Raw genomic sequence first — 14,638 nt, 5'->3', positions numbered from 1 at the left:
GCGGGAATTGGCGGGTGTCGGGTAGTTGAGGTCTGCTAGGAGAAGGGGTAGTGCAGTTCCTTCTCCCATCGGGAGACGGTGGCGCGCTGCGCCGGATGAGGGGCGCCTCGGCGATATGTCAGCGCCTGCAATGGCAAGCGCGTCGCCACGCGCCGCCAGAGCAAATCATCGGCGTCACCCTCACCCTGAAAATCCCCGCTCCGCGCCCGACCCGCACGTGCGGGTCGGGCGCCACCAGCGACGCGCGCCGGTGGCGCGCAAGCCGTGCCTTTTCGCCCCGAGGGAGAGGGAAGGGCGGTGGCGACTCAGAACTTCACATCCAGGCTCATGAAGTATTGCCGCGGTGCGCCGACCACCATGGTCTGGTTGTAGCCCTGCGGATCGGAGGCCACGTAGCCGTTGGTGCCGGTACTGGCGAAATAGCGCTTGTCGGTGAGGTTGGTGATGTTGAGCGCCAGCGCCACATCCGCCACCCCGCCCACGCGACCGAAGTCGTAGCGCGCACCGGCATTGAACAGCCAGTACGAGGGCACCTGCGAATCGTTGAGGAAGGTGATGTAACGCTTGTCGACATACTTGCCGTCCAGATCCAGGCGCAGGTTGCCGAGCTGGTAGCTGGCGCTGGAGGAGAACATCAACGCAGGGATGCCGACCACGTCCTTGCCGGAGGTGGCGACGACGCCGTTGTTGAGGTAATCGTCCTGATAGCGCGAGCGATTCCACGACAGCGAGTTCAACCAGCTCAGGCCCTCCATTGGACGCCACATCAAGGCCAGATCGGCACCTGCGCTATGCACGGCGCCGACGTTGCTCAGGATTGCCGCGCAGGTCTGCACGGCGGTACACGGCGAGGTGGTCAACAAGCGGTTAGAGAACTTGGTGAAGTAGGCGTCGGCCGATAGCTGGAACTGCGCATCCTGCACGCGGTAACCCACCTGCACGGTCTGCGATTCTTCCGGTTCCAGCGTGGAGCGGCTGCGGTCGAACGCCGCCTGCGAGGTACCGAACGGGGTGAAGCCGAACGCGGCAATGTTCTTGCTGTAGGAGGCGTAGATGTCCTGGCGCTCGTCCAGCTTGTAGTTGACGCCAACCTGCGGCAGGAAGTTGTCTTCGGCGCGGATGCGGCCCTGTGCCAACGCAGTGGTCGGCACCAGCGATTGCGCGCGCGTGGTGGTGCTGAGCGCCTTCGCACCGTAGTTGATGGTCAGGCGATCGTCGAGCAGACGCACGCTGTCCTGCAGGTACAGCATGCGAGTCTGGGTGGTGTAGCGCTGCAGGAAATCGCGGCGGAACGGCGTCTGCACTTCGTACACGTTGTATAGCGAGGTATAGCCCTCGTTGCCGAGCGCGAAGTAGTTGCGCTGCTGTGTGGTGCGTGCGTTTTCTGCCCACAGGCCCACTTCCAGGTCGTGGTTGCCCCACGACCATTTCAACGCGCTGGTGCCGCCGTAACGATCCAGGCCGTAGTCTGTGGTGCGCATCGATAGCGGAATTTGCGCAGAGGTCGGCACATACGGTGTCACCCACTGACCTTCGCCACGGTTGGCGTGGTAGTAGCCGGTGGCATCCAGGGTGGCGCCGCCGAACACGAACGTACCCGACAAACCGGCCAGGTTGTCGCGGCGCAGGCCGCCGCCGGCGTAGTAGCTGGCGTCGAGCCAGCTGTAATCGTCGGGCAGCCCGGCCAGCGATTGCGGATAGCCGTTGGCCACGCCGCTGGTGGCGCCGGTGTTCTGATAGGCACGCGCCATCTGCACCGCGGTGGCCCAATCCGGCTGCAGGTAGTCGTAGTCCCAGCCCAGTGCGCGCTGGCTGGTCAACGACAGGTCCATGTAGTCGTATTCCTTGCGCCGCGAGGTATCCACGAACAGGCTCAGGCGATTGCCGTCGCCCCACTGGTAGACGGTCTTGAGGTTGGCTTGCTCGGACTGCTGGTCGCCGAAGCCCTTCCACTTGTCGGTGCTGGCATTGGCGTAGGACAGATATGCCGACAAACCATTGCGCTCGCCGGTATCGCCGCGCACGAAGGTGCGCCGCGTGGCATCGCTGCCGACCGTCTGCACCAGACGCAGGCCGGGCGTGGCCTGCGGGTCGGCCGAGTAGAACTGCATGGTGCCGCCGAGGTTGGTGTTGGACGCAGTCCCGAGCGCACCGGCGCCCTGCGCGATCTCCACCGAGCCGAGGTTCTCGGAAATGATGGCGCGGGTGATGTGCAGGCCGTTGGTAACGCCGTAGCTCATGTTGCCGAGCGGAATGCCGTCCAGCGTATAGCCCAGTCGGCTCTGATCGAAACCATGCAGGGTGACCTGCGTGGACCACTCGTAGGTGCCGAACGGATCGGCTGACTGGAACTGCACGCCCGGTAATTTTTCCACCGCCTTGAAGGCGCTGCTGCCTGGTGTCAGCTGCTCGATGTCCTGCCGGCTGATGCGCTGGACCTGGCGGGTGCTGCCTTGCGACACCACATTGATCGCATCCAGCTGGGTGGCGTTGGTGGCGGCATCGGCCACGCTGGCCGGGGCATCGGCTACCGGCGCATCTGCAAGGGAAACCGGACCGGCAACCGGTGTGGCAGCAGAGGCGATGACCGGAAGCAGCGCGGCCAGGGCAAGCGCCAGCGGAGTGACATGAAAACGGCGAGCGGAAGTCATGGGGGAATCCTGTTCGAGCACGGCTGAGGGCAACGCACGGTGCAAGACCGGCGTTTCGCGACGCAGGGTGTCAACGACATATGAAACATTGATGACGGTGGCTGTCGCAAAACTGTCGTGCTTGCCCGCTATACGTGTCGTACCCAGCCGCATTGCGCGGCGATGTACACGTATTTCTCGCAGGTCCCGTAGCCATGACGTCCTCCCCCTCGCGCCGTGATTTCCTCAAGCGCGTCGCCGCGCTGACCGCCGCCGGCGCCCTGCCGTCCTCGATCGGCCGCGCACTCGCGCTGCCGGCCAACTCGCGCACCGGCACACTGCGCGACATTGAGCACGTGGTGATCCTGATGCAGGAAAACCGCTCCTTCGATCATTACTTCGGCGCGCTGCGTGGCGTGCGTGGTTTTGGCGACCCGCGTCCGTTGCAGCTGCGCGACGGCCACCCGGTCTGGAGCCAGCCGGCCGCGGATGGGCGCCGCCTGCTGCCGTTCGCCTTCGATTCGCAAAACACCTCCGCGCCGTTGATCAAAAGCCTGGATCACTCGTGGAAAGCCGGCCACGGGCAGGACCCGGCGCGCTGGGCCGAGTACGACGCCTGGGTGCCGTACAAGGGCGAGTTGACGATGGGATATTTCCAGCGTCACGACATCCCGTACTACCACGCACTCGCCGACGCCTTCACCATCTGCGATGGCTATTTCTGTTCGTTGCACGGGCCGACCAATCCCAATCGCATGTACCTGTTCACCGGCACCAGCGGCACCAGCGTGGGCAATCTCGGTGCGCAGGCGGTGACCAACGCCGACGACGGCAACTGGACCGCCGACATGGCGCGCGACAAACCCGGCTACGCGGCGATGGACTGGACTACCTATGCGCAGCGCCTGCAGGCAGCAGGCGTGGATTGGCGCGTGTACCAGGAGTACGACAACTTCGGCTGCAACTCGCTGGCGTATTTTTCGCACTACCGCGATCTGCACCCTAGCGACGAACGCTATCGACGCGCACGCGCCTGCGTGCCCGGTTCCACCGCCGACAACGCCGCCACCACGCAGGCAGAGCATCTGATCGCCGCAATCGCCGCCGATGTGCAGGCCGACCGCTTGCCGCAGGTGTCCTGGATCGTGCCGCCCACCGCGTACTGCGAACATCCGGAAGCGCCGCCGGCCTACGGCGAATCGCTGGTGGCGCGCCTGATCGATGCGCTCACCGCCAATCCGCAGGTGTGGACCAAGACCGCGTTGATCATCAACTACGACGAGAACGACGGCTTCTTCGATCACGTGCCCGCAGCGCTGCCGGCGCTGGATGCGCGTATGGGGCGCAGCAATGTCGATACGCGCGGGGAGGTCTACGCGGGCGTGCCGATGGGCTTGGGCATCCGCGTGCCGATGCTGGTGATCTCGCCCTGGACGCGCGGTGGCTGGGTCAATTCGCAGGTGTTCGATCACACCTCGGTGCTGCGCCTGCTGGAACGCCGCTTCGGTGTGGCCGAACCCAACATCAGCCCGTGGCGTCGCGCGGTCAGTGGCGATCTGACCAGCGTATTCGATTTCCGCAAGCCGGACGATTCGGCAGTGAGCGCACTGCCAGCGGTCGACGACTACCGCGCGCGCACCGCCGCGGTGCGCAACAAGCCGCTACCGGTGCCGCCGACCAAGGCCAGCATGCCGCGGCAGGAGCCGGGACAACGTCCGGCACGCGCATTGCCGTACGCCTTGCAGGTGCATGCGCGCGTGCAGGGCGAAGGTGGCGTGCAACTGCAGTTCGTCAACAGCGGCGCTGCGGCGGCCGCGTTCAATGTCTACACCAGCGCTGCAAGCGGCGGCCCGTGGTACTACACCGTGTTGCCCGGCACCCAGCTGGACGATGTGCCGGTCGGTGCTGCGCACAATGGTGCCTATGCGCTGAGCGTGCATGGGCCCAATGGCTTCCTGCGCGAATTCGCCGGCGACCTCGCTGCGGCCGGGACGCAATCGGCAGCGCCATGGTTGGAGGCGCGGCAGGACGGCGACATGCTGGTGCTGGAGATCGGCAACGCCGGGCGCCAACCCTGCACGCTGCAGCTGCGCGCGCTGGACTATGCAGACCCGTCCGTGCGGTCGATGCACCTGGCCGCAGGTCAGCGCCAGACCGTGCGTCTGGCGCTCGCTGCCAGTGATCATTGGTACGACGTCGTGCTGGAACAGCCCGGATCCGCATTCCGCCGCCGTCTGGCCGGGCATCTGGAAACCGGCAGGCCCAGCCGCAGCGATCCGGCATTCGGGCGCGCCTGAGCCTGCGCCGGGGTTCGCCGATGCTGGAGGCGCAGGGCAGGCGGGTTGGCCCGGCCTTCGATGGCAACTGGGAGTCGGTGCGCAGCAGCTGGATCTTCGATCCGGCGATGACCCGCTGATCGCCGTGGATCGCCGGTAGTTACGCTGGGTCATGACGGAAGTCGCCCCGGTGCCGCCGCTGTTGCAGGAACCCGGCGTGTGCTGACGCGGGCGGCCGGCACCGCTGCGGGAGGGGTTATCATGCGCTCCCGTTTCGCTGCGGCGAGCCGGCCCCTTCCCCAAGGAATCTCTCGCGCATGCGCATCCTGCTTGCCCGTCACGGCGAGACGCCGTGGAACGCCGAAGGCCGTTACCAGGGCCAGATCGATATCCCGCTGTCGCCGGTCGGCGAAGGCCAGGCGGCCGCGCTCGGCGCGCGTCTGCAGTCGTTGGAGATCACCCGCGCGGTGGCATCGCCGCTGTCGCGTGCGCAGGCCACCGCCAGGCTGGCGCTGGGCAGCAACCGCGAAGGCCTGCTGCAGACCGATGCAGACCTGCAGGAAATCGCCCACGGCGAATGGGAAGGCCTGCTGGCCAGCGAGATCAACGACAAGGATCCGGCGCGTCTGCGCGCCTGGCGCGACGAGCCCGATACGGTGCTGATGCCCGGCGGCGAATCCCTGCGTCAGGTGCTGGACCGCAGCTGGCGCGGCCTGGCGCGCGCGGCCGATGGCCTGGGCGCGGACGACACCTTGCTGGTGGTCGCCCACGATGCGGTCAACCGCGTAATCCTGTGCAAGATTCTTGGCCTGCCGCTGTCCCGGCTGTGGACCTTCCGCCAGGCACCGACCACGCTCAACCTGCTCGAAGGCGAGGACGTGGATCACCTGGAAGTGGTGCGACTCAACGACTGCGCGCACCACACCCCGTTTTTTGGTGAAGCCAAGCATCGGGCGCTGTAAGGCAACGCCCGGCTAAAATGCCGGAGCACACTGTGGCGCGTCATACCGGCACAATCGCCAAGTGGCCCAAGGCGCTTCGGTACGCTGCTGTTGGCAGTGTGTCCGGCCTGTTGGCGCTGGGGGCGTTCTCCGACTTCATTCCCGCACCCTTCCTGTCCGGTCCGGCCTGGATAGCGCCGATGCTGGTTCTGGGAAGCGGATTGACGGTGCTGATCGTTACGCCGGCCTATCGCATCGGCGGATGGAAGGCGGTCGTCGGCAAGCACCTTGTCAATACCGTGCTGGCGATCTGCCTGGCGCCGCCGCTCTTGGGATTCCTTTGCTGGCTGGTGTTGGCCAGGGGTGGGCCCTGGATCTACACCCGCCTGGCCGGCGTCGATTTCGAAGAAACGCATGTCATGCAGACCGCATCCATGCCCAGCGCGCGGGCGTGCAAATACCGGTTGAGTGGTGGGCCGCTCGCGCATCGTTTCCCGGGCCATCTCTGCATCGACCAAGCACAGTATCTGCGTCATCCCGAACAACGCGTCTCGGTGCTGTTGCGCGGTCAACGCTCCGTATTGGGCATGCGCATCGCGGCCATTTCCGATGTCCCTTGACTGCGGGCAACAGCGGACCTCCCGTTGCTGGCTGAGTTGCGCGCATCCATGTCGACCCATGCGAAGGCGCAATTTTTCGGCATGCCTTGTGATGTGCGTTGCGCGCCGGCAAACGGCGATAATACGGTTCTTCTCGTGCAGCGCTGACCGTGAACGCAACCGACTCCCTCTCCGACTGGCTCGCCTATATCGAGCAACAGCATCCGCAGAACATCGCCATGGGCCTGGAGCGCGTGCGCGAGGTCGCGGCACGTCTGCAGCTTGCAGCGCCTGCCAGGCACGTCATCGTGGTCGGTGGCACCAACGGCAAAGGGTCTACCGTGGCCTTCATCGAGGCGATCGGGCAAGCCGCCGGCTGGAAAGTGGGCAGCTACACCTCGCCGCATCTGCTGCGCTACAACGAGCGTGTGCGCATCGATGGCGTTGATGCGAGCGATGCCGCGCTGGTCGAGGCATTTGCGGCGGTTGAGGCAGTGCGCGGCGACACCACGCTGACCTATTTCGAATACGGCACGCTGGCGGCGCTGTGGCTGCTGCAGCGCTCCGGGCTGGACCTGGCGGTGCTGGAAATCGGCCTGGGCGGGCGCCTGGACGCGGTCAACATCATCGATTCGGATGTCGCGGTGATCACGACCGTGGATATCGACCACACCGATTGGCTGGGCGAAGACCGCGAAGCGATCGGCACCGAGAAGGCCGGTATCATCCGCGCCTGGAAGCCGGTGGTGCTGGGCGAAATCGACCCGCCGTCGAGCGTGTTGCGGCGTGCCTACCAGCTGGGCGCCAATGCGATCCGCGCCGGCAGCGATTATTTCTTCGAGCCGATAGAGGCGCAGCAGTCGGACGTGCCGCAATGGCGCTGGCGTGATGTCGCGGTGACGCTGGAGCTGCCGATGCCGGCCCTGCGCGCGCCGGTGCAACTGGCCAACGCCGCCGCGGCCATCGCCGCGCTGCAGGCCTTGCCGGAAGCGCTGCCCGATGCCGCCTGGGCGCAGGGAATTTCCAACGCGCAGGTGGTCGGGCGATTGCAGCGCTTTGATGTCGATGGCGTGCAGGTGCTGCTGGATGTCGGCCACAACCCGCAGGCCGCGCGCGCGCTGGCCAATGCGCTGGGCGCGCCGGCGCACGCCGGCAGCACCCATGCGATCTACGCCGCACTGGCGGACAAGGATGTGCTGGGCGTGGTGGAGGCGGTGGCCGCGCAGATCGACCATTGGACGCTGGCCGGGCTGGGTGGCCCACGTGGGCAGTCGGCGCAGGCCTTGCAGGCCCGTCTGCAGGGCAGTGCGGCAGCGCAGGTGGCGTGTCATGACAATGTGGCGGGCGCATTGGGAGCGGTGCTGGCGCAGGCCACCCCCGGTGATCGGGTGCTGGTGTTCGGCTCGTTTCAGACCGTTGCCGACGCGCTAAACGCACTTCGTTCAGTCCACCCGGGTCGGTAGCCCGGCTGCGGCCTTATAATCGCCGCGGCACCCCGCCACGCCGCCTCTCGTCTCTTTACGTGGATACTGCTCTGAAACAGCGACTGATTGGCGCCATCGTTCTGGTGGCGCTTGCCGTGATCTTCCTGCCGATGCTGGTCAAGGGCCCTGCGCCGTCGAGCGGCGTGGCCGACGTACCGCTGGAGGCGCCTGCCGCACCGGCCAATGGCGAGTTCGAAACCCGCGAATTGCCGCTGGTCACCCCGGGCGATGCGCCGGCTGGTGGCGCGCTGGGCATGCGCGGTGCCGCCACGGCGCCGGCCGCGGTGCAGGACAACCCGGATGCGGCCGATCTGGCCAACCCGTCCAGTGCGCCATCGGCGCCTGACGTGGCGGCCGGCAACTACGCGGTCAATTTCGGCGCCTACGCCACCAGCGCCGATGCCGAGGCGGTACTGGCGCGGCTCAAGCAGGCGCAGCTGCCTGGCTTCAGCGAAAAGACCCAGATCAACGGCCGCCCTGCCTGGCGCGTGCGCGTGGGGCCGTATGTCGATCAGGCCCAGGCCGAATCGGCACGCCTGCAGGCGGTGAAGGTGCGCAGCGATGTCAACGCCCAGGTGGTGACGCTGGATGCCAACGCCGGCGCGCCGGCGCCGGCAGCCAGCACGCCGGCGCCCGCGACGGCCGCCAAGCCGAACAGCAGCGTGGCCGCCGCCAGCACCGCCGCGCCGACCAAGACCGAAAGCCTGCCGCCGGAGCCGGCCAAGCCGGTGGCCGCCGCGCCCAAGCCGGCCGAAGCGCCCAAGCCTGCCCCGGCCAAGCCGGAGGTGGCGAAAACGGAACCGGCCAAGCCCGAGCCCGCCAAGCCGGTCGTCGCGGCGCCGGCAGCGCCTGCGGCCAGTTCGGTCGGTTTTGCGGTGCAGCTGGGCGCCTTCGGTCGCGCCGAAGACGCCGACGCCTTGCGCGACCGCGTGCGCGCCGCCGGCTTCAGCGCCTTCGTCGAACAGGTGCGCACCGACAAGGGCGCGCTCAACCGCGTGCGTGTCGGCCCGGTGGCCAACCGCGGCGATGCCGAACAGCTGCGCGCGCAGGTGGCGGCCAAGGTCGGCATTTCCGGCATGGTGCGTCCGCATCCGTAAGCCACTGCGCCGCCATCGGGCGGGCGCGGTTGATGCGGGAGGTCGGCATGACGGCTGGTCCGCTGCGCGCGGTGCGGCTTGGCCGCAGCACGTCTGATCGCCGCTTGCGTGGTATCGCCAGCGGCGAGTGGATTTCCTGATCGCCTCACACCCATGGAGGGGAGCGCAATGAACACCGAGCCAGGTTGGACCAGCGGCGCACGCGCCGCGCGGAGAAGTGGGCAATGATCGACATGGTGCTGGGCGTCATCATCCTGGTGTCGGCCCTGTTGGGCTTGCTGCGCGGGTTTGTCGCCATCGTGGTCGGCACGCTGTCGTGGTTGCTGGCCGGCTGGGCAACGTTCCAGTTCGGCGGCCCGGCCGCGCGCTGGATCGCCGATGGCAAGCATCCCTCTGCCACCGAGTCGTTCGGCGGCTATGCGATGGTGTTCGTCGGCGTGCTGATCACCGTAGCAGTGATTGGCATGGTGATCCGCGCCGGGGTGGACGCGGTGCGCCTGGGCGGGATGGACCGCATGCTCGGCTTCGGACTGGGCCTGGTGCGCGGCGGCTTTCTGGCCAGTGTGCTGGTGCTGCTGATGAGCTTCACGCCGCTGCCGCGCGAGCCGTCCTGGCGCCAGTCGATGCTGATGCCGATGCTGTCGCCGGGCGCGAGCTGGATGCGGGCGCAACTGCCGGCCTGGCGGATGCCATCGATGGACATGCCATCGATGGAACTCGGCAACTTGCCAACGGAGTTGGGGAAGTTGCCCTCGGCAGGCGATAATACGGATCTGGGCAAGGCGCTGTCCGGGTCCGGTCTGAGCGACACCATCACGCGTGCGCTCGGGCAACCCGGTAAAGCCGCCAGCGACGGACGCGATCCGGCGCAGGCGATGCCGGCCAATATCGATCCGGCGCAGGTTCGCGGCGGAGAAAGCGACCCGGCTCGGGTCGAGTCCCAAGGCCAGGCACGGCCCCCTTCACAGTAACGGCGCAAGCCGTAGCGGAGAACGCGCACCATGTGTGGCATCGTCGGTATTGTCGGCAACCAGAACGTCGCCGGGCAGCTCTATGACGGCCTGACCGTCCTGCAGCATCGTGGGCAGGACGCCGCAGGCATCGCCACCGCAGACGGCACGCGCCTGCGCGTGCAAAAGGCCAACGGGCTGGTGCGCGATGTCTTCGACGAAAAGAAGATGGCCGTGCTGGAAGGCCGTGTCGGCATCGCGCATTGCCGCTATCCGACCGCAGGCTCGGAAGGCATGGACGAGGCGCAGCCGTTCTACGTCAACTCGCCCTACGGCATCGCGCTGGCGCACAACGGCAACCTGATCAACACCGAGGCCTTGCGCCAGCAGGTGTTCGAAGCCGACCGCCGCAACATCAACACCGATTCGGACAGCGAAGTGCTGCTGAACGTGTTCGCCTACGAGCTGGACGCGCAGCGCATGCTCACCCCCGAGGCGGCGATCCGCGCGGTGGCCGGCGTGCACCGCCGCTGCAAGGGCGGCTATGCGGTGGTCAGCGTGGTGCTGGGCCTGGGCCTGGTGGCCTTCCGCGACCCGCACGGCATCCGTCCGCTGGTGCTGGGCAAGCGCGAGCATGCCGAAGGCACCGAATACATCGTGTCCTCCGAATCGGCTGCCCTGGACATCCTCGGCTACCAGCGCGTGCGCGACGTGCGCCCCGGCGAGGCGATGGTGATCACCGCGCGTGGCGAGCTGTTTTCGGAGGTCTGCGCCGCGCCGACCGTCAACGCGCCGTGCATCTTCGAGTATGTGTACTTCGCGCGCCCGGATTCGATGATCGACAACATCTCGGTGCACAAGGCGCGCATGCGCATGGGTCTGAAGCTGGGCGAGAAAATCCTGCGGCTGCGCCCGGATCACGATATCGACACCATCATCCCGATTCCGGATACCTCGCGCGATGTGGCGCTGGAGATGTCCAACGTGCTCGGGGTGAAGTACCGCGAGGGCTTCGTCAAGAATCGCTACGTGGGCCGCACCTTCATCATGCCGGGGCAGGGCGAGCGGCAGAAATCGGTGCGCCGCAAGCTCAATCCGATCCACCTGGAATTCCGCAACCGCGTGGTGCTGCTGGTCGACGATTCGATCGTGCGCGGCACCACCAGCCGGCAGATCGTGCAGATGGCGCGCGACGCCGGTGCGCGCAAGGTGTATCTGGCCTCGGCCGCGCCGCCGGTGCGTTACCCCAATATCTACGGCATCGACATGCCGGCGGCCGAAGAGCTGATCGCGCATGGCCGCAGCGAGCTGGAAATCCGGGAGTTCCTGGGCTGCGACTGGCTGATCTACCAGGATCTGGACGACCTGGAAGTGGCGGTGCGCGAAGGCAATCCGGACATCCAGCAGTTCGATTCCTCGTGCTTCAACGGCGAGTACATCACCGGCATCGAGCCGGGCTATTTCGAACGCATCCAGCAGCTGCGCTCGGACGATGCCAAGAAGCGTCGCCGCGCGTAAGGGTCTGCGCTAGCGCTGCAGGCCGGCGCTCCCCAGGCATGGCATGGCGTCCCTGTGCCATGCGGACCAGCTGCGTGGTGATCGCGTCAGCTGGCTGCAGCCGGGCGCGACATGGCGTGCGCTGGGGTGGTTCGGCAGTGTCGCCGGCCGCTGTAGATGTGCGCAGACCGAACATGCGATGGCGGCGTCGGGGTAGCGATCGCCGCTGCAGCGTGACGCGTCCGCTGCCGGTGTTGTCGGCCCTGCGGTTTATCGCAACGACGGAGTGATGGACACGATGGATCTTCTGCAAGCCGCACATGCCTGCCTGCAAGCGGCCGATCCGCTGGAGAAGGTCGCATTGACGCAGCGACATGCGGCCGCGTTCCGTGCCGGCACGCTGTCGTTGCCGTCGCCGCAGGCCGCGCCACCAGAGCCGATCCGCATGCCCGGCCGACCTGCAAGGCCGGTGCTGGTGCATCCGCGGCAGGTGCCGCGGCGTGGGCTGGGCAACCCGGAAGGCCGCGCCGCCTTTATCCACGCCATCGCGCATATCGAGCTCAACGCCATCGATCTGGCCTGGGATGCGGTGTATCGCTTCCGTGGGTTGCCGGCGGCGTTCTACGCCGACTGGGTGGGCGTGGCCGATGACGAATCGCGCCACTTCATGCTGCTGCGCGCGCGATTGCATGCACACGACCACGACTACGGCGATTTTGCCGCGCACAACGGCCTGTGGGAAATGTGCGAGAAAACCGCGCACGACGGGCTGGCACGCATGGCGCTGGTGCCGCGCGTGCTGGAAGCGCGCGGGCTGGATGTGACACCGGCGATGATCGTCAAGCTGCGCTCGCTCGGCGATACCGCCACTGCCGAGGTGCTGGACACCATCCTGCGCGAAGAGGTGGCGCATGTGGCGGCCGGCTCGCGCTGGTACCGCTGGTATTGCGCGCAGGCCGGCATCGAGCCGCGCGCGCGCTTCAAGGCGCTGCTGCACGAGTACGCCGGCGGTTACCTGCATGGGCCGTTCAATCTGCAGGCGCGGCTGCTTGCCGGCTTCGATGAGGACGAACTGGCCGATCTGGTGGAGCAGGCTGGCTGAAAAAATGTGCGCGGGTTCCCTCTGCGCAGCCGTCGGAATCGCATGCATTCAAGGCGAGCATCACAGAACTGTAATTTTCCTTTGCAACTACTTGCAATGTGTACTGCCACTCCGGCCTTAATGGCGTCCCGGGGGCAGGGGCCCGGTGTTTCACATCTGTTACTTCCATGTCTAAGGAGAGAGAGACGATGAAGTCGAAGTCGATGTGCACCACGGTGGGTCTGATTGCCATGTGCCTAGCCGGTTCGGCCGCCGCTGCCGGCAAGCCGCTGTATCAATCGGGCCCGGCGTTGAGCCGCAGCGCGGCCGCCACCGCCACTGCCGAACCCTCGTTGCAGCGCCTGCTCAGCGCACCGTCCACTGCCAACGCGCAGGTGGTCCAGCTCGACGCCGGTGCGGTCACCGCCTCGGAAAAGCTGCTGGAGCTGCAGTTGGACGGCCAGACCATCACCGCCACCCAGGCCAAGGTCGATGCCCTGGAAGGCGGCGATAGCGTGTGGTACGGCAACCTCGGCCCGCGCGCCGGGACCCGCGCACGCACGCTGTCGGGGGTGGATCCGCTGAACTCGGCCATCCTGGTGCGCAGCGGCGATACCGTCACCGGTACCATCCGCTACGCCGGCAAGCTGTATCGGCTGCGCCCGCTCGCCGATGGCCGCCACGTCCTGGTGCAGGTGGAGGAAAGCCGCTTGCCGCAGGAGCACCCGGCCGAATACAGCCTGTTGCCGAAGATCGACATGCCCAGCGACGGGCGCGTCACCGCGGCCGCCGCATCGTCGGGCAGCCCGGCGACCATCCGCGTGCTGGTGGTGGCGACCAATCAGGCGGTGACCGCCTATGGCGGCAACATGCAGTCGCTGGTGCAACTGGCAGTGGCCGAGGCCAACCAGGGCTACATCAACAGCAATGTCGGCATCACCTTGCAACTGGCGCGTTACGAGACCACCAGCTACAGCGAAACCGGCAATTTCACCACCGACCTGCAGCGCTTCCGCGTGACCAATGACGGTTACATGGACAGCATCCACACCAGCCGCAACACCTACACCGCCGATGTGGGCGTGATCGTGTTGAACAACAGCAGTTACTGCGGCCTGGCATCGGGAATCGGTTCTACCGCCGCGACCGCGTTCGCCTCGGTGTACTGGGATTGCGCCACCGGCTATTACAGCTTCGCGCATGAAATCGGCCATCTGCAGAGCGCCCGTCATGACGCCACCAACGACCCGAGCACCTCGCCGTACGCCTACGGGCACGGTTATCGCTACGGCAACAGCTGGCGCACCATCATGGCCTACGACTGCAGCAGCGGCTGCCCGCGCCTGAACTACTGGTCCAACCCCAACATCAGCTACAACGGCGTGCCGATGGGCAATGCCAGCACCGCCGACAATCAGCGCGTGCTGGTCAATACCAAGGCCACCATCGCCGGCTTCCGCTGAGGACCACGCGTCTCGTACCGCTGTCGGCCCGGCACCGCAGGTGCCGGGCCCTTGCCGCTACACGCAGGCGCAGTGATCGCGCAGACTAGAGGCACTGCCGGTTGTCGCCGGCGTGTCCTGCGGAGCGGAGCACCAATGTCCAAGTCCCTGCGTTACGCGGCGCTGTGCCTGGCCGCGCTGGCAGTTGCCGGCTGCAAACAGCAACCTGCCGACCCGGCCCCTGCGCCACCCAAACCGGTCGTGTCAGCGCCGGCCGCGCCGACCGGCAACGATGCCCGCGCCCGTGCGCTGGATGTGCTGGAAACCCGGCTGCAGGCTGACCATTTCTATCCGGACAACTGCATCAGCATCGTCGACGAAGACGACGCTGAGCCCGCAGCGGATGCGTTCGACTTCGCAGTGCGCGAGCGGCACGGCAACGAGTGCCCCGGCGACCCGCAGACCAACCCGGTGCGCGATCGTTTCCGCGTGCAGGCCGATGGAACGGTGCTCTGGTACGACGTGGTCAACGCCGACTTCGTCGACTATGCCGAGCATGCGCGCAGCATGCAGTGATGCTTCTGGATACTGCATGACCGTGCGGTTACGTATCAGCAGGCTGTCGCGAGCAGGCGTGCCGA

At 66.8% G+C, this 14,638-nt stretch carries 11 protein-coding genes and 1 pseudogene; 11 read left to right on the top strand and 1 reads right to left on the bottom strand.

The features are described 5' to 3' along the window. Positions 1-305: 305 nt before the first annotated feature. A complete protein-coding gene (locus LL972_RS02480; RefSeq protein WP_228326261.1) occupies positions 306-2,651 on the bottom strand; it encodes a TonB-dependent receptor in 2,346 nt (781 codons plus the stop codon). A 194-nt stretch (positions 2,652-2,845) separates the two neighbouring features. Here LL972_RS02480 and LL972_RS02475 point away from each other — a divergent pair, with 194 nt between their 5' ends. The 11 genes and pseudogenes from LL972_RS02475 (at position 2,846) to LL972_RS02425 (ending at position 14,573) form a co-directional block, all read left to right on the top strand. Next, positions 2,846-4,927, top strand: a complete 2,082-nt coding sequence (locus LL972_RS02475) for a phosphocholine-specific phospholipase C (RefSeq protein WP_228326260.1) — start codon at positions 2,846-2,848, stop codon at positions 4,925-4,927. Positions 4,928-4,938: 11 nt separating this feature from the next. Beyond that, positions 4,939-5,132: pseudogene (locus LL972_RS02470) on the top strand (S46 family peptidase); the annotation flags it as partial. 91 nt (positions 5,133-5,223) lie between these two features. Next, a complete protein-coding gene (locus tag LL972_RS02465; protein WP_228326259.1) occupies positions 5,224-5,868 on the top strand; it encodes a histidine phosphatase family protein in 645 nt (214 codons plus the stop codon). Between the two features lie 17 nt (positions 5,869-5,885). Further along, on the top strand, positions 5,886-6,467 hold the full coding sequence (locus LL972_RS02460) for a hypothetical protein (protein ID WP_228326258.1): 582 nt from the start codon (positions 5,886-5,888) through the stop codon (positions 6,465-6,467). Between the two features lie 149 nt (positions 6,468-6,616). Further along, positions 6,617-7,909: a bifunctional tetrahydrofolate synthase/dihydrofolate synthase gene (gene folC / locus LL972_RS02455; RefSeq protein ID WP_228326257.1), complete on the top strand. Its 1,293-nt coding sequence runs from the start codon at positions 6,617-6,619 to the stop codon at positions 7,907-7,909. A 59-nt stretch (positions 7,910-7,968) separates the two neighbouring features. Continuing rightward, on the top strand, positions 7,969-9,027 hold the full coding sequence (locus tag LL972_RS02450; protein ID WP_228326256.1) for an SPOR domain-containing protein: 1,059 nt from the start codon (positions 7,969-7,971) through the stop codon (positions 9,025-9,027). 224 nt (positions 9,028-9,251) lie between these two features. Beyond that, the gene (locus tag LL972_RS02445; protein ID WP_016902227.1) at positions 9,252-9,998 is read left to right on the top strand and encodes a CvpA family protein; all 747 of its coding nucleotides are present in this window, start codon (positions 9,252-9,254) and stop codon (positions 9,996-9,998) included. Positions 9,999-10,028: 30 nt separating this feature from the next. Next, the gene (purF, locus tag LL972_RS02440; RefSeq protein WP_228326255.1) at positions 10,029-11,495 is read left to right on the top strand and encodes an amidophosphoribosyltransferase; all 1,467 of its coding nucleotides are present in this window, start codon (positions 10,029-10,031) and stop codon (positions 11,493-11,495) included. Positions 11,496-11,772: 277 nt separating this feature from the next. Beyond that, positions 11,773-12,576 (top strand): ferritin-like domain-containing protein, encoded by an 804-nt coding sequence (locus LL972_RS02435; protein ID WP_429002105.1) that lies wholly within the window; start codon positions 11,773-11,775, stop codon positions 12,574-12,576. 188 nt (positions 12,577-12,764) lie between these two features. Further along, the gene (locus LL972_RS02430) at positions 12,765-14,018 is read left to right on the top strand and encodes a zinc-dependent metalloprotease (protein ID WP_104582293.1); all 1,254 of its coding nucleotides are present in this window, start codon (positions 12,765-12,767) and stop codon (positions 14,016-14,018) included. Between the two features lie 135 nt (positions 14,019-14,153). Further along, the gene (locus LL972_RS02425) at positions 14,154-14,573 is read left to right on the top strand and encodes a hypothetical protein (RefSeq protein ID WP_228326253.1); all 420 of its coding nucleotides are present in this window, start codon (positions 14,154-14,156) and stop codon (positions 14,571-14,573) included. Positions 14,574-14,638 lie beyond the last annotated feature (65 nt).

Source organism: Xanthomonas campestris pv. asclepiadis, from assembly GCF_020784175.1.
Classification (GTDB): domain Bacteria; phylum Pseudomonadota; class Gammaproteobacteria; order Xanthomonadales; family Xanthomonadaceae; genus Xanthomonas; species Xanthomonas campestris_D.
Note: the sequence above shows the minus strand (reverse complement) of the source record. Positions and strands in the feature narration are given on the sequence as shown.